This window comes from Ezakiella sp. (assembly GCF_034180565.1).
Classification (GTDB): Bacteria; Bacillota; Clostridia; order Tissierellales; family Peptoniphilaceae; genus Ezakiella.
This window is the reverse complement of record NZ_JAXFOB010000007.1, coordinates 1-20,134: the sequence shown is the minus strand read 5'-3', so window position 1 is coordinate 20,134 and position 20,134 is coordinate 1. Positions and strand designations below refer to the sequence as shown.

Genomic DNA, 20,134 nt, shown 5'->3' with positions numbered 1-20,134 from the left:
CCTAAATTTCGATTAAATGTCCTGCATTCTTAACTGTTGTGTAGATGTCGTACATATTTGTGATTGTTCCGACTTTTACGCTTTCTTTAAGCTTGAAGAAATCGAGGCAGAGTCCGCATGCTGCAACTTTTACGCCGTTTGATTCCAATTTTTTCAAGTCTTCCAAGATGTCGCCTTCTTCGCAAACAAGTTTTACACCTTCGTTTACAAATAACATTTTGTCCGGAAGATTTCCACTTTCAAGAACTGTGTAAATAAAGCTCTTGATGAGAATCTTTCCAAGTTCCTTATCACTTCCGAAGAAGTTTTGTTTGAACAAAATTACGGAATCACCATTAATAAATGTTCCTTTGCCCTCTGTTGAGTGAGCTTCGCCGTCTTTTGTGATTGTGACTTCAAAATCGCTTCCGACTTCCTTTGCCACAACTTTACAGTTCAAAGATTCGCCGAGTTTTCTCAAATTTTCTCTTGCAACTTCGTTGTCAACAACAGAAGTTACCTCATTAACATCAGCCTTATCCAATTCTTTTTTGGTTCTAATAACCGGTTCCGGACAATCAAGTCCTCTTAAATCAAGTTTCATTTAAACACCTCCTAGTATATTATGAAACCATTTCTAAATTCTACAATCGGTCTGTCCTCTCCATACATGTTCAAGATATCCCGATCAGTTTTCACCCTTTTACTTATACCCGTATCATCAACGATTAAAAACTCTCTGTTGGTGAAAATCAAAACTTTGTTATTGAAATTTTTAATACGGTCAAATCCGGACAACTCCTCTTTGACCACAATCTCCATATTCGGTTTCAAAACATAAAGAATATTATCCGCAAACAGACAATAATTCTTTTGAAGCTTATAAAGTCCTCTGAAACCTTCGTATGAAATCTTTCCCTCGATATTTTTTCCGTCATAGAAGACAAGCTCCTTGTCGGTTGCTATCAAATAACCGTCTTTAGTGTTGTAAAACTTGTATGGAACATATCCGCCAAGCTCCAAAACCGTCTCTGTTTCATCGTCCTTGATGCGATTTAAAACCGACGAAAGCCCCTCTTCCGTCTTCTTTATATTCAAAACTTCGAAAGCATCGTCGAGTATTGAAACGTCAATCGTCGCATCCTTTTGTACATATGTCTTGAGAATGTTCAAATCGTCGTCGTAAATCGTAGTCTTATAGTTTTCCGAATCTCTCGAAAAAATTGCAAAACCTTTTAAAATAGGAGAAATTCCGTCAATCTCTCCCTCACCGTCCATTTCCTTAATAAGGTGATTCTCATCGTCAAGTATTATAACCTTTTTGTTGTTCATCAAAAAAATCTTGTCCTTGACACCCGTCATTTTGAAATCTTCAGTATCGAGAATCCTTTCGTAAAGAGTCTTTCCTTCGAAATCGACTCCCGTAAATCTGCCCTTGTTCAAAGTATAAATAACGTTGTTGTAGACATAACTGTCACCTTGTGAATGAACTTCGATATATTTATATTGTACGCCCGGCTCTTCATTCAGCTTTTTTTCCTTAACATAATAGACCACATCTTCAAGATTTATATACAAAAATGCGGCTGTGATTAAAAAAATCACAAAAAAGCCGATGAAAAACTTTTTAAACAAACTCATAAAGTCACTTTGCCCCAAACAATTTTATTTTCTTCTTTGTCCGCGCTGATTTTAAGTTCAAACTTGTCGTCCGAAATAAAAACCGCAACCTCATTTTTATCAAGCGTAACGCTCTTTTTCTTAGAAATTATTTGAACGCCGTCTTCCAAACTGTAGAAAAACAGAATTTTGGATTTTTTTATGTCGTCCTTAATCAAAAGCTCGTGATAAAATTTCACAACCTCGAGCTTACCGACCAAATCTTCCGACAGCATGAGATTTAAATCGTGCCCCGTGCTTTCGGAGACGATATCGTCGCTTCCATCAAAATAAAATGCGGTATATTTTTTTATAGGAATTTTATTTCCCTTCATATTTAAAACAAGCGTGTTTGTAATCGGAATCAAATATCTCTTGTAGCCGGGAAGCTTTGTGAAATCCGTTCCCGTGACGTCGACACTCGCTTCTGAAAATCTGATTTTAAAATCCCTGTCCTTGTAGCTCGAATCGACGGGATAAATAAAATATTCTCTCGTCTTTCCCCCGCTCCACGAAGTTTCTTTGTATTCGTCCAATTTATATAAATTTTCCATTCTTCCTCCAGAAAAACAAAATTATTAGTAATTATTCATTAAATAATTATACCACATCTGTCGCTATTAATAAAGCTTGAAGCGAACATCCGAATCGTAAAAAAATTTTAAATCGTAAAATATTTATATAAAACAATCAAAATGAGCAAATTAATTTCCTAAAATCGTCAATTATGTGTTATAATATTTATAATAAAAATAAAGGAGACAAATATGTACATTCACAATTTTGCAAGAGAAGACTCCAAAGGCGCCTTCGTTGAACTGTCCGATTTTTCTTTTGACATCGGAAAAATTTTAATCAATTTCGTCAAGTACGACGAAAACACTCACAAGACCGAATTTACAATTCCAATCTATCTCGACTTCAAGGAATATTTCGCACTTGTCGAGGAGGTGCGCTCCGGTCGCATCTATCGCAGAATAAGCGAAGAAAAAAGCAAAGGCAATATGTATGCGAATGTAAATCAAATTCTTTCGGGCGATTCCGCTGAAAAAGCGAAGACGAAAAAATATCCGTTTGAAGTTCCAAACGGCAAAGCTGTAAGCAAGTCTTTCTCTTTTTCAGTCAGCAAAAAGTCCGGCTATCTTTTAAAAGCGAGCTTGGGACTTGGCCGCGAAGATGAAAAGGGACTTATAATTCCCGACGGCAAAATTATAAATTACATTCAAATTCCAATAAACCACAAAGAGCTCTACGGATTTTTAAGATACGGTGAAATTCGAATTATGGCGTATGAAAATATGAAAATGATGCACTTTAAGGATGAGTTTGATCTCTCGAATTGGACATGGCAAAAATAGACAACAAAAAAAGACCTCGCGAGGTCTTTTTTATTTGCTATTTATTTTCATCAAGCAAATGCTTTGCAGCAATGCCCGGTTTTGTGAGTTCCATCGGATTCATGATTTCATTGAAATCTTTTTCATCCAAAATTTTATCTCTAAGAACTATACTCTTTACGGATTCGCCGGTTTTCAAACTTTCTTTTGCGATTGAAGCAGCGCTCTTGTATCCGATGTGTGGAGCGAGAGCTGTGACCATTCCGACAGAAGCGTTCAAGAGTTCTTCGATTCTCTTTTCATTTGCAGTGATTCCGTCGATGCAGTTGATTCTCAAAGTATTGATTGCACCTGTCAAGGTTTCAATTGATTCATAAAGTGATTTGAAGAGTACAGGTTCAAATGCGTTTAGCTCGAGTTGTCCTGCTTCAGCGCACATTGTAATAGTAACATCGTTTCCTGCAACCAAATATGCAACTTGTGTCACAACTTCAGGAATAACCGGATTTATTTTGCCCGGCATGATTGATGAACCGTTTTGTTTTGCCGGCAAATTGATTTCGCCGATTCCCGTTTTCGGTCCGCTGCTCATAAGTCTGAGGTCATTACTCATCTTTGATAGAGTCATAGCCATCGCTTTTAAAGAGCCTGAGAGGAATAGAAGTGCGTCGAGGTTTTGAGTTCCGTCGACCAAATCTTCCGCTTGTGTCAAATCATAACCTGTAATTTTATTAAGTTCCGGAACGATTAATTCGAGATATTTTGTATCGACATTTATTCCCGTTCCGATTGCACTTGCACCCATATTTACAACTTTTATTCCGTCGAGTGCATAATTTATTCTCTTAACATCGCGGCTTAGCGCGTCTTTGTATGCTTTAAATTCTTGACCGAGTCTGATTGGAACAGCGTCTTGAAGTTGAGTTCTTCCCATTTTTACAATGCCGTCAAATTCAACCGCTTTTTTGTCCAATGAGGAAATAAGTTCATCAAGTTCGGCAAGCATCTTATTTGCGAGTTCAATTGCTCCGAGCTTTCCGGAGGTAGGATATACGTCATTTGTCGATTGACCCATATTTACATGGTCATTAGGATGAACAAATTTATATTCTCCCGGTACTCCTCCCATTTTCATCTCAGCAATGTTTGCAATAACTTCATTAGCGTTCATATTTGCAGTTGTGCCTGCGCCGCCTTGAACAGGGTCTGTAAAAAATGCTTCATGATATTTGCCTTCAATAATTTCATCGCATGACTTTTCAATTGCTTCGGCTTTGTCAGCATCCAAAACTCCTGCTTTGCAGTTTGCAATAGCACATGCTTTTTTAATTTCTGCAAGCGCTTTTATCATTGCAGGATGTAGTGTCAATCCCGTAATTTGAAAGTTATCATGTCCTCTTAAAGATTGTACGCCATATAATGCATCAATTGGAACTTGTTTTTCACCGACTGAATCGCTTTCCAGTCTGAATTTTTCATTATCCATTGAAACCTCCTTCAGTTTATTACGTCTAAAGTATAACACAACAACATTTAAAAATCAAACAATTAATAGATATTGATAAATTATATAATTAGGTGACAGAAATCACCCAACTTACTCCACAATTAATCCGTCGACAAGTTTTATTGCTTCCAAAATCTCGTCGCTGTTCATCTTGTCGCTGAATGCAATTCCATAAAATCCGAGCTTATATACATACTGCGCTTCATCGTAACTGTTTAAAACTGCAACTATTCTGTCGAGCGGGAAATTTTGCTCCTTCAAAGTTCTCAAATTGTGCACCGCCTGGTCGCTCGAAATAAATGCAATCTTCTTTTTTTCATCCGCCATAAAATCCTTCAACCCGTCAATCGTGTTAAACTTTTCGTCGACGATTTCAATCGACTCGGTTTCGTAGTTGTAGTTCGCGCTAACCTTTCTAAAATAGTTATCCGCTTTTTTATTATTCAGATTTATCTTTTTAATTTCCTTTTCTTTCGGAAGGTCGGACTTCTCTTCAAACTGTTCCGTTTCACCAAAGGAATATATCTTCGGCTCCTTGTCCATGAAATATGTGCGCTCTTTTAAATTCTCATCAAATGCGCTCTCAAAAATTATCTCCGAGTTGTTCTCATACATCGACGCCTTCATACTTTCATCAATTTCGTCGCCCGCAATCATAATCCGGTATCCATTTTGCCTTACCGAAATATATTCATAGTCCTCGAGATTTTTCACAACCAAAATCAGATTTCTGTAAAGTCCCGGCATTTTTCTAATATAGTCCGCAAACTCCCTCGGGTTTTTTGCATCGATTATAAATGAAACGTCTTCGTCATATCCTCGTGCCAAATCCCCGAGAGTCATAAGATTCGGTTTAGCAGTTTTTAAATCTTTCAAATTGCCTTTTTCATCTGCCGTCGTGTAAAATCCGTCGTCGCTCTTAAAAAATTCGAGTCTAAAAGTTCTAAAGCCCTTTTTAAATCCGCTTTCGAATTCATCTTTGTTTTTAATCTCGACTGCATTTCTGACTTTTATATTGTTTTTGACTTCGATATTTTCATCGGTGTTTCCCTCTTTTATCATCGACTCCAAGAGGTCGTTTTCGAGCACATATTTCGAATAATCGATTTCTTTTAACGATCTCTTATAAAGTTCTCTTGCATTTTCACGGTCCACAACCTCGCCCGTCTTTCGACTTCTGAGCTCCCCGTTTTCAAAAATGCCGTCGCGCTTCATTTGGAAAATATAATCGTCGTTTATAAAAGAACCTCTTATCAAGTAACTTTGTGGGAAAACAACGCCCGGATTTTTATCCGACAAAATATCCGTTCCCATCATCACATAATTCTTCTTGCTTATGCCGAAAAGATTTAAAATTGTCGGTGCAAAATCGAGTTGACTTCTCACGCCTTCGACCGTTTTTGTCTCCTCATATCCGCCGACGTGAATGATGAGAGGAATATTTAACATAGTATCAAAATCAAAATTCTTCCCTACAAAATTTCCGACTCGTCTGTTGTCGTCCGGATTATTCATTAAAATCCCATGGTGATCACCGTAAATCGCGATGACCGAATTGTCATAGAGTCCATTTTGTTTTAACTCTTCTATAAATTCTCCAATCGCCTCATCAGTATATCTTACGGCGTTCAAATAATTTCCGAAAATCGAACCCTCGTCTTCTTTTTTTATTTTTATTGTCTTTGTCTCTTCCGGCATTTCATACGGCACGTGCGAAGTGAGTGTTATTAAAAACGAAAAGAACGGTTGTTTTTGCTCGGACTTCATTATTTCCGCGGATTGTTTGAAAAAGCTCTTATCCGAAAGTCCCATTCCGATTTTGTCCGACAAATCAAAATTGTCCTCCGCATAAAACTTGTCAAATCCGATGTGAGGATATGCTCTGTCCCTTATCCAAAAATCTCTTTTGTATCCGTGATACGCCGCAACGTCGTAGCCGAAGTCTTTGAAAATTTTCGGAAGACCGTAGAGATATGAATCGAGATACACTTCATAACTCGGATTCTTCATAGAAGGATACATCGAATGCAGACTTACAAACTCCGCATCACTTGTGTTTCCCGCGCCCAAAAGTTCAAAATAGTCTTTCGCATAAATCGTTCCCTTTTCCTCAATCAGTCGATTTAGATTCGGAGTTATCTCTTCGCCCTCATATTTTCGCCCGATCGGGAAATTGTTCAAGCTCTCGACTTGAATCATTATAAAGTTTTTGCCCTTAGCAATTCCTGTTAATTCATTTTTTTCGTCTTCGCTTATAAAATTTTCCTGTGTAACGTCAATCTCCGAATTCTCGTCCTCAAGTTTTCCAAAAATATCGAGAGTGTGATAAGAAAAAAGAGAAAGTTTTTTCACAGAGCTCAGTTTGTTCGCATTTATTAAAAGCACTATTCCCGTCAAGATAACAAAAAATGTAGGAATAATAATTTTTCTTATTTTAAACTTCTCCACAATAAATTTGTCGAGCGCATCCAATTTTCTCTTCGCCGCCAAATAAATCACAATCGGCAAGTCCAAAATAAAGAGCAGATTTTTTATATTTAAAAGCATTAAAACCGCACTCTTTACATCGCCGAGATTACCGGCGTGTCCCAGTTCTTTTATGACCGGAAGTCGATTAAAATAAGAAAAATATGTCGCATCGGCAAACATCACGAGCGACAAAATTAAATATAAGCCGAAATAGACGGACTTTGCGCCTTTAAGTTTTGTATTTCCAAGTAAATAAAAACAAGAAAAAATAAACACGTCAACAGACAGAACGACAAGCGGACTGTATGTGACGTGTGTAAGATTATAAAACAATATAAATTTAAGAATTAATAGAAATAATAAAATCATTTTTCCTCCAAATAAAAATGCACCGGCTATGCCGATGCTAATATGTAGGCGCAGCCGAATTCGAACATTTACAACCGTGCTCATATTATAAACTTTGCTCCCACAGAGTTGCCAAATGTCACACGAAAGTTTTGACTATCGCTGCTTCGTTCCCGACCTGACGAGGTTCACCAAACCTGTTCGTTGCAAAAGGGCCCCATGATCAACACAACGCCTATAACCAGCTTTCGACCATAAATGTCCTCCAACGGTTTTAGACCCTGCTATAGCGGATTACAGGTTACAAGGAACCGCTACTTCCCCATCTGCGCCATGGCGGAGAGAGAGGGATTCGAACCCTCGATACGCTATCAACGTATACCCGCTTTCCAGGCGAGCGCCTTCAACCACTCAACCATCTCTCCAAGTGCTCTACTTTTCATATGTTACCATATTTTATATTGCTTGTCAAGTAAAAGTTTATTAAATGTAAAAAAGGATCGGTCCATCAAGAACCAATCCTGTCATTTGTTATTTTATTAAATAAAATCGCATATTTCGAAAGCTTTTCTTCGTGCAAAAGTTTATCGAGTTCATCTTTATATTGATTTGCATCGATTGGAACATGCGTAAATTTTTTAAATGCTATTGCATCTTTTATGTCGCCGCTTCTATCCATCTGTATGAATGCATCGTTTGTGATAAACGAGCCCTCTTCAAGATATCCCGACGGCATGCAGTTGTTCTTCGGTCGATTTATTAAATCGCTTCCAAAGATTACACCCTTGCTCTTCGGAATGCCGTAAAGATTTAAAAGTGTCGGCAAAATATCAATTTGCGAGCATGTGTTTTGAAAAACTTGGTGCTCGAAATTTTTGTTTCTTATAACAAGCGGAATATTCATCATGTCGTCGTACGAATAACCGTATACATAATCCATAAGCTCTGCCATATCCGAGGCGTCGACTGTGTTCGCAGCGGAAATCGCAAAGTGGTCGCCGTATAAAACAACTGTTGACCTTTCCATAAGTCCGCTCGTTTCCATTTTTTCAAAAAACATTCCGAGCGCTTTGTCCGCATAATTTATCGAGTTCAAATATCTTCCGACCATCGTGCCTTCCGCTTCATCTCCCGCAACTTTCGAATTGAACTTGTCCGGAAGGTTAAACGGCGTGTGGCTTGAAAGTGTTATTATAAATGCACACACCGGTCCATTTTTTTCTTCTTCAATAATATAATCAAAAGTTTGACTCAAAAAATCTTCATCGTTTATTCCGAATCCGATTTTATTTTCCGCCTTGAATTTATAATCCTCTTTGCCGAAAAACTTGTCAAACCCGAGATTTGGATACATTTCATTTCTGTTGTAATAGTGCTTTTCATTTCCGTGAAAAATCATAGTCGTATATCCGAGGTCTTTAAAAGCTTTCGGAAGTGAATAATACTCTCTGTCCGGAAAGTCCATATATACCGGCGCCTTTCTCGGCGGATATAAAGATGTGAGCGTTGCAAACTCAGCATCACTTGTGTTGCCGCGTCCGATAATTTGAAACATATTGTCGAAGTAAAAGCTGTTTTTATCCTCTGCAAATTTTCTCAAATTCGGAACGACATCTACCCCGCGATAGTCTTTTTGAAACAAAAAGTTTTGAAGTGCTTCCACCTGAATCACAATCAAGTTTGTTCCCTTTGCTGCTCCATAGAGTTTATCATGCTTGTCGGTTTTATAAATATAGTTTTTCAGCTCATTTTCATCGATCTCTTTTTTTATTTGTGCGGCTTCAATGCCGATTGTATCCAAAATGTCGATTCCGTGATACAAGACCAAATCCTGTTTCACAACTTGTTTACTCTTGTTGAAATATAAAAGCTCAAGTACGAAAATTATAAAAATCAAAAATACAACTCTAAAACTTGCTCCTCCTGTTATAAATCTTATCGCCTCGTCCGGCAAAAACGGGATTATAATCAAATCGATTACAAGCACAAGCATGCTCCAGTCGAACAAAACGGCGAGCGAATCCCCGACTGTAGAGAGATGCTTTATCTGTTTCAAAAGATTTATAGTTGTGAGTTGGTTGAAATGTTTATAGTAAACGACGTCGATAAGCATAACGATTGAAAGTGTGTAGTACATGATCGCCCACCATTCAATACCTGATCTTATCGAGAGAAGTTTCAGCCCCATGGCAAAAATCGACACCGAAAGTGTCGAAAATATAACCGTGTAGATGTAGTTCTTCTGAACATTTACTTTGCTGTAAAAGTAGAAGAACTTCACCAATATTAAAAGCATTAAAATCATTCAAGGTCTTCCTTAAATTGTTTGTGTCTCAAAAAGTTGTAGAGCGCAACTACCAAAAGCACGATGATTACACCCGAAAGTATATAGTATCCGGTGACACCGATTTGTTTTACAACTCTCGGTTGCATTATGAGATTTATTCCGTAAAGAATTGCGTAAATTATCGTGAGCGGAAGAAATTTTTTCGTTTCTTCATCATGGTATTCGTGAAGCAATTCCTTGTAGAATTTTACAGGTTCTCTGTGAACGCTTTTTACAAGCAAATAGTTCGCATTGTTTCTCGTCGGTCTTTCCACAACCGTGAAAGAAAGTCCGAACGCCCTTATATATTTTTTTCTCACATAAAGTTCAACATATCCATATCCGCTTTGTTTATAAATATCTCTCAGTTCCTTGCTGTTTTGCGGAATCAAAAAGTTGTAAGTCTTGACACTTTTTTCAAGTTGCAAATTGTTTTTTTGAACATCTACAACTTCATAGCCATGCCTCGTTTCCTGATCCAAATCTCTCTTTAAAGTTTCAGGATAACTTATATGTCCTTGCTTAACCTTAAATTCCATCAATAGTTACCTCCATTATTTTTTCGGCGCACTTGAGTCCGTCAAGCGCCGCACTTACTATTCCACCTGCATATCCCGCACCTTCGCCGCATGCGAAAAGATTCGTTATATTCGTTCTGAAATACTCATCCCTATTTATGCGCACCGGAGAACTCGTCTTTGTTTCCGGAGCGGTTATTATTGCATCGTCAATAAAACCGTTCATCTTTTTGTCCATTTGAAGAAGCCCTTTTCTCAAATCGTTCGCAAAACCCTTTTCAAAAATCTCATCAATCTTTGTGTATCTCACACCGGTCTTTATGCTTGGTCTTACATTCATAAGAGTCTTCGCTTCTTTGTTATCTATAAAATCTCGAACGTGAATCGCCGGAGCGGTATAATCTTCGCCGCCCAAAATAAAAGCCCTTCGCTCGATTTCTCTTTGATACTCAATCGCTTTTATCGGATCTTCGATGTCGTTTACCGTTCTTACAATCGCCGAGTTTGCATTCGGAAGTCCACGGTCGTGAAAACTCATACCATTTACCGAAAGGTGAAACTCTTCACTAGCACTCGGCACAACAATTCCTCCCGGACACATGCAAAAACTGTAAACGCCGTTGTCGCCCGCCTTTGCGGTCAAGCTATATTCGCCGTGCAAAAGTCTTCTGTGCCCGACATAGTTTCTAAACTGCGCCTTGTCGACAAAAAGTTGACTGTGCTCAATTCTAAACCCGACCGAAAAAGATTTCCCCTCGAGTTTAACTCCCTCGGCAATTAAATTCAAAAAAGTATCCCTTGCTGCATTGCCGATAGCAAGTATCACTATATCATAGTAATATTTACCCGTTTCAGTCTCAATTCCAACAACTTTTTCGCCTTCAAAAATAAGTCTCTTAGCTTTCGAATTGAAATTTATATTAACGCCTCTTTTTAGCAAATCATTTCTGAAATTTTTTATAACTTCCGTCATTATGTCAGTCCCGATATGAGGCTTGTGCATAATCTTTATATCCTCGGGCGCACCGAATGAATAGAGCGTGTCCTTAACGTACTCCTTGCGGTCGTCCTTGCTTCTCGAAGTGAGCTTACCGTCGCTGAATGTGCCGGCGCCGCCTTCTCCGAAAGAGATGTTTGACTCCGGATTTAAAACTCTTGATTCGATAAATTTAAAGACTTCCTCTTTTCTCTTGTCCACATCGGAGCCGCGCTCATATACATCGACGCCGAAGCCCGCAAGATTTAAAATATGCGCCGCATAAATTCCCGCAGGACCGAAACCGACAATTCCGACTTTTAATTTGTTCTTCGGAAGCACTCTCGGTTTATATTTTTCACGATATTTTCCGGAGCCCTTTATTTCAAAATCAAAATCCACCAAAAGCTTCAAATTGAATTTCAAAATGCTCCTTCTAGCATCGAGACTTCTTTCAATAATTTCGTATGACTCCAACTTTAAATTGTAATCTTTTTTCGCCGCTCTCTTTATCTCCGAATCGTCGTAGTCGAGCGAAACATTCACATTTATGGTTTGCTTCATAGCGACTTTTCACCGTCAAGCAGTCTTAAAATCGACTCAAGCATAAGATTCGGCAACTTCTTAAAGTGATAATCTTCATCAAAAACATATTCGCCGTTTATAAGTTTTGTCATTGCACCCATCGTAACCGAAGGGATTCCGAGTTCCTTGCTAATGTCCAGCATACCCACATGTTCTTTTTTGTCTCCCGGCACAAGTTCCGTCGCCGCTTTTAAATCGCGATATTCTTCCGTAAAATCGAAGAACGAACTGTAACTCACTTCAGGGAAGAAAAATCTTCTCTTGATTGTCGGGTCGACCGCATTTATTGAAGATGTGACTGCAAGCATCAAATCCCTTTGTGCATCCGACGTCCCCGTAATGTCGACTCTGTGGAAAGGAAATTCCTCGAGATACAAAATCAAAACAGGTTCATTTGCCGTTCTGAAATTGTCATATAAATATCGCACCATTCGAAGTCTTATTTCGCTCGGGTTAACATCGTCTTCGCGATTTTCCATATTCTTAAACTTGTTTTTTAGAGACGCATTCACAACCTCGCCCCTAACGGTTGCGACCTCGTTTAAATATTCGTCCCAAGTATAAATCTTCGGCATATTTTTCATCGGCGTGAATTTTATGTCGCGTTTAAGACAATATTTTGCATATTTCGTATTTATTTCGTCAATCGACTTTTTCAAAGAGTCCGTAAGAACTCTTTTGAACTCTTTCATAAATCCAACAATCGAATGCGACACACTTGTTGTTGTGAATGAAACATATCCGAAAGCGGCACTTTGAAACTCCGTTCCGCCCGGAACGAGCAAACGATTTACATAAATAGGCTCGCTCACCTCGTTTTGATAAATATCCATTAGCTCACTGTTTAGAGTTATGTCTCTTACAATCGTCGAGAGAATGTAGCCCGGGTCAATTCCGTCGTAAAACGCTGTGGTTCTAGCCATCTTTCCCGCAAAAAATATGCTCGGTCGCAAAATTGCCTGTGAGCCGAAGAATACACTTTCTTCGCCGTTTGAAAGATAAAGCGAAGTTTGGAAGAGTGCTTTAAAATTGTAGCCCTCATCCTTGAGCTCTTTTACAAATTTCGACGCCTTTTTTATGCCCTCGTGTTCGCCATATCTGTCGCATACATTTATAAGTACAACTTTTCCTTCTTTAAGTTTTTCGGACAAATCCTCCATCATTTTAAAAAGCGCGGCAGTCGTCGCCTTCATCGACATTATGTCGAGGCGTGAAAGTTTTTCCGAAAGTGCCGGCTCGTCAATTGTGTTCACAATTAAAACCGCATCTTTTGATTCGCCCTTTTCCAAAATCGAAACCTGATTGAAGCGCAAAATGCTCTTTTCATCGGTCGATACAAGCTTTAAATTTTGAGGATTTTCCTTGAAATACGGCAGCTCCATAAAAATATTATAGAGCAGTTTCGCCATATCGACTTCGCCTTTTGTATATGTTATGGCGTCCATTTCCAATAACTTTTGATAAATATTTTCTATATTAAACATGATTCAAGAGCCACCAAAATCATATCGTTGAATGATTTTTCCCTTTCTTTAGGAGTTGTTTGTTCTTTTAAGTGAAAACTGTCCGAAACAGTTAAAATCCCGAGAGCTTTTTTGCCCAATTTTTGCGCAGTTAAATAAAGTCCGTAGCATTCCATCTCAACTGCCAAAATTCCCAACTCTTCCCATCTTTTCCACTCGTCTTCGTTGTTGTTGTAAAAAATATCGGATGAGAAAACATTTCCGACTCTCACATTCATATCGAGTTTTTCAGCCGACGTCACAGCTTTTCTAAGTAAATCAAAATCGCAAATTGCAGAAATTGTTCCCGGCAAATTAAATTGATGTGCAAAATTCGAATCGCTCGACGCCCCCATCGCAATGACGAGGTCGAAGAGTTTTAAATCTTTACTGTATGCTCCGCACGAGCCGACTCTAATAATATTTTTTACATCATATTGTTCGTAAAGCTCATGCGCATAAATACCGATTGAAGGAATGCCCATGCCCGATCCCATGACAGACAATTCTTTTCCCTTGTACTTGCCCGAATAGCCGAACATATTTCGAACGGCGTTGAACTGTTTTACATCTGTCAAAAAATTCTCTGCAATATATTTCGCACGAAGCGGATCTCCCGGCATCAAAACCGTATCCTTTATATCGCCTCTTTTTGCTTCGTTGTGTGGTGTCATAAAATCCTCCTAACGCTTTCTGATTTTTATCTTCGAAAGTTCCAAAATCGAAATCAAAACCATTAAAACTATATAAACTATCGGTGAAATATTTCTTCTAAAAATTAAAAGCACCGCAAGAAGACTTCCGCCGATTGTGATTGGAAGTCCCATAAAACTGTTGTCTTCATCGAGCCCAACTATATTGTATCTCGCGAGGCGAAGAGCGCCCGCACAAATCAGCATGACCGTCGCAATGCCTCCCAAAAGTTTAATATTGTTCGGCGCATGCAAAAAAACGGAGTTGTACGCATGCACAGACGGCGCAACGCCGAAACTTATAATGTCGCCCATACTGTCCATTTGAACGCCCATGTCGCTCGAAGTTCCGAGCATTCTTGCTACCATCCCGTCATATCTGTCGGCAATCGCCGCAATCCAAATCATAGCAATGGCAGTTTTGTATCTCCCGCTAAGCGTTGCAACGATTGATATCGAACCGCAAACCATATTAAGTAGCGTGACGAAATTTGCCGCATTATTTATAATAATATTATTATCTTTCTTCATTTTATTTCTCCTTCTTGAGAATATGCTTCATTTATATTATACTAGATTTATTCTTAGTAATCAAATAAAGAACGGAGTTGTAAAATTGAAACCATTTAAAATTTTAATAGATTTCTGTAATCTCGGTTTTATAAATAAAATATTTTATAAATTGATGCGCACAAAATTTTCTGCGCTTTTTATTCCGATTTATAAAAAAAGTTATAAAATCGACGAATCAATAATTGTTGACAACAAATTCGATTCGCTCGAAGATTTTTTCACACGAAAAATAGATATGACAAAAAGACCCGAAGGCGCGGGAAAATATATTTCTCCGTGTGACGGTTTTATTAGTGCAGCCGGAAAACTTAGCGAGGATAAAACATTCAAAGTTAAAGGTCACATAGTCGACACTCTTTCTCTCACCGGAGACTCTGAAAGCTACAAATATTATCAGGTGATTTATTTGAGTCCGAGCGACTACCACAGATTTCACGCAATAGACGAAAACGAATTTGTTTCGTCAAAGACAATCGGCAAAAAATCGATTCCCGTGAATGACAAAGGTTTTAAAATCGGAAATCCGTTTTTAAAAAACTATCGCATAATTTTAAAGTCAAAAGATTATGCATACATTCCAGTCGGTGCAACAAATGTAAACAGCATCGATATAAAAAAGCACAAGTTTTTAAAGGGCGAAGAGATTGGACAGTTCGGATTCGGCTCCACTATTGTTATTCTTTATAAAGAAACTCCCGGCACGTCAAAATTCGGTAAAATAAAAGTTCGTGAAGATTTATTTGCATGATTTGTTTTTTCAGCTTGAAATTGTGCGTCGATAAGTGATATAATATCAAGAGATTTCCACTAAAGAATGAATAGTTAAACTGGAGGAATTATGAAAAAGAGACTATATCTTTTACTTTTGATAGTCTTTGTGTTATCTGTTTGCGGCTGCAAAGAAAGAAGCTACAATAACGGTAATAACGGCAGCGAAAACAACCCTGACACAACAGAAAATACAGCAAAAGTTCATAAAGACCTTAAAAAATATATAAAAGAAAATATCAACACTTCCGACAAAAAAGAAAATACTGATTTTCTTATGGATTTGGAAGATGCGCTCACCGAAAATCTTTCCGTTGTCGAAAATATAGTTCTTCAAGAGGACATTCAAAATTATCTTTTAAACAATTTTGAAAAAACTGTTTTGAGTGAAGAAGACATTGAAACGATTGAAGATGAAGACATAAAAAATGAGCTGAAAAAGATTTATAAGTCCGGATATTTTGTCTTGAAAATGGGCGTAAACTATCTTCCGGCAATAGATTATAAGAGTTTTCTCATTGCTGAAGACTGTCTTCAAGACGACGTTCGTGAGTACTATGCCCTGAAAGCACACGGGGTTGTAAATCCGGTGCTTGCAAGCGGAAAAGTTTTGATTAAGCCGGTTGAAATTTTAAAGAGAATAAATAATATTGAGAGTTTTATAAAAAAATATCCCGACTTTCCACGAAACAACGACTTCACCGTTCGCTATCAAAGTTGGCTCTATCTGCTTTTGACGGGAACAACTTTAAATCCTATTACAGACGAAAATAACAATCTGACTCCCGACTATGCGGAACTTGTAAAAGCGACGGAAAATCCTGTGACAATGGCGGAAAGCGGAATAAAAGAAGGATATGAGTTACTCCAAAAGGCAAACTATTCAAACGATGAAAAAACAATGGCTTCTTTAAGGGGAATTGTAAAAGAAAAGACAGAAAATTTAAGACTAATTTCTAATAGAGAAGAGGATAATTAATGAAAAAAAAGTTTATAATATCATTTTTGGTTGCATTTTTAACTTTCGCAGCTTTTTATGCATATGCCGAGATTAATCATGCGCCAAATCCGTTTGCGAAATTGATCGGCATCGATGAGGAGCCGACTGCAAACGAAATGGACAATGTCGAAAAAGATAAAACGGAAGAAGAGACTCCGGATGAACCTAAGGAACCTGAAACTCCTGAAAAGGAAATTACGGGCGAGCTTTTCTTTGTAGTCATGGGTGTTGACGGCGACGACGTCAAAGACATCAACGCTGTCAAAGGTCAAAGAACCGACACTATGATTTTAACGAAACTGAATTTTGACACGGGCGAGATTGATATGATGAATCTTCCGCGTGACACAATGGTAAATATTCCGAACCACGGTACAAACAAGCTCAATGCAGGTCATGCATTCGGTGGAAACGAAGGTGCTATGAGTGCAATAAGAGATCTCACGAATTTGGATTTGAGACACTTCGTAAAAGTTGACTACGAAGCGGTCAGAAATCTTGTAGATGCAATCGGCGGAGTCGAGTTTGACGTTCCGGTAAGAATGAAATACTACGACCCGACCGCAAAGCCACCGCTCAACATCGATCTTCAAAAGGGTCCTCAAACAATTGACGGCGACAAAGCAATCCAACTTTTGAGATGGAGACACAACTCCGACTGGACAACCGGCGGATACGGAAACGGCTCGGACATTTCGAGAATTAAAACTCAACAGGATTTTATAAAAGCGACAATAACACAAGCGCTAACATTTAAAAACATCTTTAAACTCCCGTCAATTCTTCAAAAAGTTCTTCCGAATGTCGACACAAATATTTCGATTGAAAAAATGATTTCGGCTGCGGCAAGTGCAGGAAAACTCGATGCGGATAATATCAGAATGGAAACACTTCCGGGAGATGCTCAATATATCGGCGGCGCAAGTTATTGGGTCTATGATAAAACAAAATCAAAAGAACTTATCACTTCCCTCTTTGGGAACTACTATATCGGAGATTAATTTTGAAAAAGTTAAATACAGATTTTGAACAAGCTATGATAAGAAAAATTGAACACCTTTTCTTTTGCGACAATTGCAAAAGAACGGGTGTTTTTAATAATGTAAAACTTGAGCCGGAGGAGCTCTTGGGTTTGTCGCTTGAAGACATAGATACAAGTGTGAACTTTTTGGACATGAAACTCTCCTTCCCGTCTTATATAAACGCAATTACGGGCGGTTCATATATCTCGGAAAGTGTCAATCGAAAACTCGCAATACTATCGCGCGAATTCGACATTCCGGTTATGACGGGTTCGATGTCAGTATTTTTAAAATATGGCGAAATAAAAAGCTATTTGCCTCTGAAAAAAGGATACAAAGTCATCGTGAACCTGAGCGCAAGAAATACAGTTTCCGAGCTTTTAAAATGCGCTGAAGCGATGGACACGGATTATGCCTGTCTTCATCTAAACACGGCACAGGAGCTCATTCAACCCGAAGGCGACACCTCATTTACAGATGAAACAAAAAATATAAAAGACGCCGTAAATGAATTTGGAGATAAGCTTATTGTGAAAGCGGTGGGACAGGGTTTCAGCAGAGGCACAATTGAAAGACTTTTGAGTCTCGGTGTGAAAAACATCGACATAAGCGGTGCCGGCGGCACTGATTTTTCAGAAATTGAAAGAATGCGAACGATTGAAAAAGTCGAAGCTTTTCCGTCAATTGACACAGAGACAAGTCTCGGATATTTAAATGCCTTTGATGTCTATAAAATTGCAAGCGGCGGAATCGACACACCGCTCGACGCAATAAAAGCGATAAAATCGGGTGCAGACATAACGGCAAGCGCCTACTACTATCTTACGCTTACAAGAATGAACAAATACGAAGCGGTCGCAAAACTTAAAAATGACAGAATGACATTCAAAAAACTCATGCTGCTTCTCGGCAAAAAGAATTTACACGAACTCGGAGGTGATTAAAATTATAAATCATCTACCGCCACCATATGACGAATTTGGAAAAAGTAAAAGAAAACAACGAAAAGTCGCAATAGGACTTTCGCTATTTATAGTCATTTCAATTTTTCTTTTGTATGTATTTGCATATCAAAAAAAGGCACCGGTTGAAGAAGTCGAAGTGAATGAACCTATTATAAAAAAAGCTGAAACACTTCCGAAACTCGACGAGAAAAGCGACGACGAAGTGAAAATAATCACCGAAGAAATAAAACCAAACAGCGAAGAAGAAAATGCTGAAACGGAAAACGATATGGCTGATGAAGCTCCGGAAGAGCAGGAAATTGAAACCGAAGGCACTTTCTCGGACAAAGGCTCGACTGAAGAAATTGATTATACAAATGAGGATATCGAAAAAGACGCATTTTTATTCCCATCTGATTCCGTTTTAATCACGGAAGGTGAACTCGAAAAGCTCGACGACAAAACCGTTGAACTTATAAAAAACGAAATTTATGCAAGACACGGTTATATCTTTACAAACCGCTCACTCAAAAAATATTTCGAAAGCTTCAATTGGTACGAGCCGAGCGAAGAATACAGTCCGAATCTTTTGAATCCAACTGAAAAAGCAAATCTGAAAACCATAAAAAAATTTCAGTCACGTGAAAAATAAGTCAAAATCCTTGACTTATTTTTTTATCTATTGTAAAATGTACTTATGGTTGATGACAAAGTCTTCATGAGAGAAGCTCTAAAACAGGCAAAGAAGGCCTATGAAAAAAATGAAATTCCAATCGGCGCCGTTCTTGTAAAAGACGGTAAAATTATTGCACGCGGCAGAAACTCCGTCATTGAAAAAAACGATATGACTTCGCACGCAGAGATAAACGCTCTTAGAAAAGCGGGAAAAAAATTGGAAAACTATCGCCTTCCGGGGCTCACGCTCTACACAACTCTTGAGCCATGCTCAATGTGTGCAGGCGCAATCATCGAATCGCGAATAGAAAGAATCGTGATTGGAGCTCTCGACCCGAAAAGGGGTGCCGTGATTTCAAATCTTGAACTCACAAAATCAACCGTCTCGAATACCGACATCGCCGTTACATCCGGCGTCATGGAAAAAGAATGCCTCGAAATCATACAGGAATTCTTTAGGGAACTGCGAGAAAGAAAAAAGAAATAAGAATGGAAAAGTACCGAAGTGGTCGTAACGGGGCGCTCTCGAAAAGCGTTTGCGGGCAACCGCACGTGGGTTCGAATCCCACCTTTTCCGCCATAATGAAAAAGTGGGCACGAAGTGCCCGCTTTTTTATTGTGAAGGTGGGATTCTCTCCGCAGATTGTTGTTCTCAATCGAACTTCGCTTCGCTCGTTCTCTTGTACAACAAATTGCGTTAGTCCTACTAGCCAATCGAGCTTCCCTACGGTTGCTCTCTTGGATTAGGGCTTAAACGCCGAACATTTCCCGAGCGAATAGCGAGGAATCAGAAATGCGAGGCCGGACGATTGGATTGCCACCTTTTCCGCTTTTTAAAGGTTGGTGGGATTCTCTCCGCAGATTGTTGTTCACAATCGAACTTCGCTTCGCTCGTTCTCTTGTACAACAAATTGCGTTAGTCCTACTAGCCAATCGAGCTTCCCTACGGTCGCTCTCTTGGGTTAGGGCTTAAACGCCGAGCATTTCCCGAGCTAATAGCGAGCAAAAATAAATGCGAGGCCGGACGATAAAAAAACAACCTTTTCCGCTTCTTTAATAAAATAGGATTCGGCGCCAAGCATTTCCTTAAGCGACACGAAAATTAAGAAATGCGAGGCCGGACGATTGGATTGCCACCTTTTCCGCCATAATGAAAAAGTGGGCACGAAGTGCCCGCTTTTTTATTGTGAAGGTGGGATTCTCTCCGCAGATTGTTGTTCTCAATCGAACTTCGCTTCGCTCGTTCTCTTGTAC

18 protein-coding genes, 2 tRNA genes and 1 other RNA gene are annotated in these 20,134 nt (G+C 38.8%); 8 read left to right on the top strand and 13 right to left on the bottom strand.

The features are described 5' to 3' along the window. Position 1: 1 nt before the first annotated feature. The 3 genes from yedF to SPI61_RS00620 are packed head-to-tail and all read right to left on the bottom strand — an operon-like array spanning position 2 to position 2,192. On the bottom strand, positions 2-583 hold the full coding sequence (gene yedF, locus SPI61_RS00630; RefSeq protein WP_321136197.1) for a sulfurtransferase-like selenium metabolism protein YedF: 582 nt from the start codon (positions 581-583) through the stop codon (positions 2-4). An 11-nt stretch (positions 584-594) separates the two neighbouring features. After that, positions 595-1,620 carry a hypothetical protein gene (locus SPI61_RS00625; protein WP_321136195.1) on the bottom strand — a complete coding sequence of 342 codons (1,026 nt, stop codon included), beginning with the start codon at positions 1,618-1,620 and terminating at the stop codon, positions 595-597. Next, the gene (locus SPI61_RS00620) at positions 1,617-2,192 is read right to left on the bottom strand and encodes a HutD family protein (protein WP_321136194.1); all 576 of its coding nucleotides are present in this window, start codon (positions 2,190-2,192) and stop codon (positions 1,617-1,619) included. The genes SPI61_RS00625 and SPI61_RS00620 overlap by 4 nt, the downstream gene beginning before the upstream one ends. 213 nt (positions 2,193-2,405) lie before the next feature. Here SPI61_RS00620 and SPI61_RS00615 point away from each other — a divergent pair, with 213 nt between their 5' ends. Next, positions 2,406-2,996, top strand: coding sequence for a hypothetical protein (locus tag SPI61_RS00615; RefSeq protein ID WP_321136193.1), 591 nt, complete (start codon positions 2,406-2,408; stop codon positions 2,994-2,996). 37 nt (positions 2,997-3,033) lie between these two features. On the opposite strand, the gene SPI61_RS00610 is transcribed toward SPI61_RS00615, so the two are convergent. From SPI61_RS00610 to pssA, 10 genes are all read right to left on the bottom strand, one after another. Then, positions 3,034-4,461 (bottom strand): aspartate ammonia-lyase, encoded by a 1,428-nt coding sequence (locus SPI61_RS00610; protein ID WP_321136191.1) that lies wholly within the window; start codon positions 4,459-4,461, stop codon positions 3,034-3,036. Positions 4,462-4,572: 111 nt separating this feature from the next. Beyond that, positions 4,573-7,320, bottom strand: a complete 2,748-nt coding sequence (locus tag SPI61_RS00605; RefSeq protein WP_321136190.1) for an LTA synthase family protein — start codon at positions 7,318-7,320, stop codon at positions 4,573-4,575. Positions 7,321-7,366: 46 nt separating this feature from the next. Then, an RNA gene (gene ffs / locus SPI61_RS00600) (signal recognition particle sRNA large type) lies at positions 7,367-7,633 on the bottom strand. Next, positions 7,634-7,724, bottom strand: a tRNA-Ser gene (locus SPI61_RS00595). 83 nt (positions 7,725-7,807) lie between these two features. Beyond that, positions 7,808-9,604 carry an LTA synthase family protein gene (locus SPI61_RS00590; RefSeq protein WP_321136189.1) on the bottom strand — a complete coding sequence of 599 codons (1,797 nt, stop codon included), beginning with the start codon at positions 9,602-9,604 and terminating at the stop codon, positions 7,808-7,810. After that, positions 9,601-10,167: a hypothetical protein gene (locus tag SPI61_RS00585; RefSeq protein WP_321136187.1), complete on the bottom strand. Its 567-nt coding sequence runs from the start codon at positions 10,165-10,167 to the stop codon at positions 9,601-9,603. Before SPI61_RS00585 ends, SPI61_RS00590 begins: the two co-directional genes overlap by 4 nt. Continuing rightward, positions 10,154-11,683: an NAD(P)/FAD-dependent oxidoreductase gene (locus tag SPI61_RS00580; protein ID WP_321136186.1), complete on the bottom strand. Its 1,530-nt coding sequence runs from the start codon at positions 11,681-11,683 to the stop codon at positions 10,154-10,156. Before SPI61_RS00580 ends, SPI61_RS00585 begins: the two co-directional genes overlap by 14 nt. Then, on the bottom strand, positions 11,680-13,188 hold the full coding sequence (locus SPI61_RS00575; protein ID WP_321136185.1) for a hypothetical protein: 1,509 nt from the start codon (positions 13,186-13,188) through the stop codon (positions 11,680-11,682). The genes SPI61_RS00580 and SPI61_RS00575 overlap by 4 nt, the downstream gene beginning before the upstream one ends. Further along, complete coding sequence (gene deoD / locus SPI61_RS00570) at positions 13,176-13,880, bottom strand: purine-nucleoside phosphorylase (RefSeq protein WP_321136184.1); 705 nt, start codon at positions 13,878-13,880, stop codon at positions 13,176-13,178. The genes SPI61_RS00575 and deoD overlap by 13 nt, the downstream gene beginning before the upstream one ends. 9 nt (positions 13,881-13,889) lie before the next feature. Further along, a complete protein-coding gene (gene pssA, locus SPI61_RS00565) occupies positions 13,890-14,429 on the bottom strand; it encodes a CDP-diacylglycerol--serine O-phosphatidyltransferase (protein WP_321136183.1) in 540 nt (179 codons plus the stop codon). Positions 14,430-14,514: 85 nt separating this feature from the next. Here pssA and SPI61_RS00560 point away from each other — a divergent pair, with 85 nt between their 5' ends. The 7 genes from SPI61_RS00560 (at position 14,515) to SPI61_RS00530 (ending at position 19,460) form a co-directional block, all read left to right on the top strand. Further along, a complete protein-coding gene (locus SPI61_RS00560; protein WP_321136182.1) occupies positions 14,515-15,219 on the top strand; it encodes a phosphatidylserine decarboxylase in 705 nt (234 codons plus the stop codon). Between the two features lie 90 nt (positions 15,220-15,309). Beyond that, a complete protein-coding gene (locus SPI61_RS00555) occupies positions 15,310-16,218 on the top strand; it encodes a hypothetical protein (protein WP_321136180.1) in 909 nt (302 codons plus the stop codon). Then, positions 16,218-17,240 carry an LCP family protein gene (locus tag SPI61_RS00550; protein ID WP_321136179.1) on the top strand — a complete coding sequence of 341 codons (1,023 nt, stop codon included), beginning with the start codon at positions 16,218-16,220 and terminating at the stop codon, positions 17,238-17,240. The genes SPI61_RS00555 and SPI61_RS00550 overlap by 1 nt, the downstream gene beginning before the upstream one ends. A gap of 2 nt (positions 17,241-17,242) precedes the next feature. Beyond that, a complete protein-coding gene (locus SPI61_RS00545; protein WP_321136178.1) occupies positions 17,243-18,205 on the top strand; it encodes an alpha-hydroxy-acid oxidizing protein in 963 nt (320 codons plus the stop codon). Next, complete coding sequence (locus tag SPI61_RS00540; RefSeq protein WP_321136177.1) at positions 18,198-18,857, top strand: YARHG domain-containing protein; 660 nt, start codon at positions 18,198-18,200, stop codon at positions 18,855-18,857. Before SPI61_RS00545 ends, SPI61_RS00540 begins: the two co-directional genes overlap by 8 nt. 45 nt (positions 18,858-18,902) lie before the next feature. Further along, positions 18,903-19,367 carry a tRNA adenosine(34) deaminase TadA gene (gene tadA, locus SPI61_RS00535; protein ID WP_321136176.1) on the top strand — a complete coding sequence of 155 codons (465 nt, stop codon included), beginning with the start codon at positions 18,903-18,905 and terminating at the stop codon, positions 19,365-19,367. A 4-nt stretch (positions 19,368-19,371) separates the two neighbouring features. Next, a tRNA-Ser gene (locus SPI61_RS00530) sits at positions 19,372-19,460 on the top strand. Positions 19,461-20,134 lie beyond the last annotated feature (674 nt).

Excerpts from the sequence above, each read along its gene's own strand:
- tadA (WP_321136176.1), top strand. The coding sequence starts at position 18,903 with ATGGTTGATGACAAAGTCTTCATGAGAGAAGCTCTAAAACAGGCAAAG.
- pssA (WP_321136183.1), bottom strand. The coding sequence starts at position 14,429 with ATGAAGAAAGATAATAATATTATTATAAATAATGCGGCAAATTTCGTC.
- SPI61_RS00575 (WP_321136185.1), bottom strand. The coding sequence starts at position 13,188 with ATGTTTAATATAGAAAATATTTATCAAAAGTTATTGGAAATGGACGCC.
- SPI61_RS00550 (WP_321136179.1), top strand. The coding sequence starts at position 16,218 with ATGAAAAAAAAGTTTATAATATCATTTTTGGTTGCATTTTTAACTTTC.
- SPI61_RS00605 (WP_321136190.1), bottom strand. The coding sequence starts at position 7,320 with ATGATTTTATTATTTCTATTAATTCTTAAATTTATATTGTTTTATAAT.
- SPI61_RS00615 (WP_321136193.1), top strand. The coding sequence starts at position 2,406 with ATGTACATTCACAATTTTGCAAGAGAAGACTCCAAAGGCGCCTTCGTT.
- SPI61_RS00610 (WP_321136191.1), bottom strand. The coding sequence starts at position 4,461 with ATGGATAATGAAAAATTCAGACTGGAAAGCGATTCAGTCGGTGAAAAA.
- SPI61_RS00590 (WP_321136189.1), bottom strand. The coding sequence starts at position 9,604 with ATGATTTTAATGCTTTTAATATTGGTGAAGTTCTTCTACTTTTACAGC.
- SPI61_RS00555 (WP_321136180.1), top strand. The coding sequence starts at position 15,310 with ATGAAAAAGAGACTATATCTTTTACTTTTGATAGTCTTTGTGTTATCT.
- deoD (WP_321136184.1), bottom strand. The coding sequence starts at position 13,880 with ATGACACCACACAACGAAGCAAAAAGAGGCGATATAAAGGATACGGTT.
- yedF (WP_321136197.1), bottom strand. The coding sequence starts at position 583 with ATGAAACTTGATTTAAGAGGACTTGATTGTCCGGAACCGGTTATTAGA.
- SPI61_RS00580 (WP_321136186.1), bottom strand. The coding sequence starts at position 11,683 with ATGAAGCAAACCATAAATGTGAATGTTTCGCTCGACTACGACGATTCG.
- SPI61_RS00620 (WP_321136194.1), bottom strand. The coding sequence starts at position 2,192 with ATGGAAAATTTATATAAATTGGACGAATACAAAGAAACTTCGTGGAGC.
- SPI61_RS00625 (WP_321136195.1), bottom strand. The coding sequence starts at position 1,620 with ATGAGTTTGTTTAAAAAGTTTTTCATCGGCTTTTTTGTGATTTTTTTA.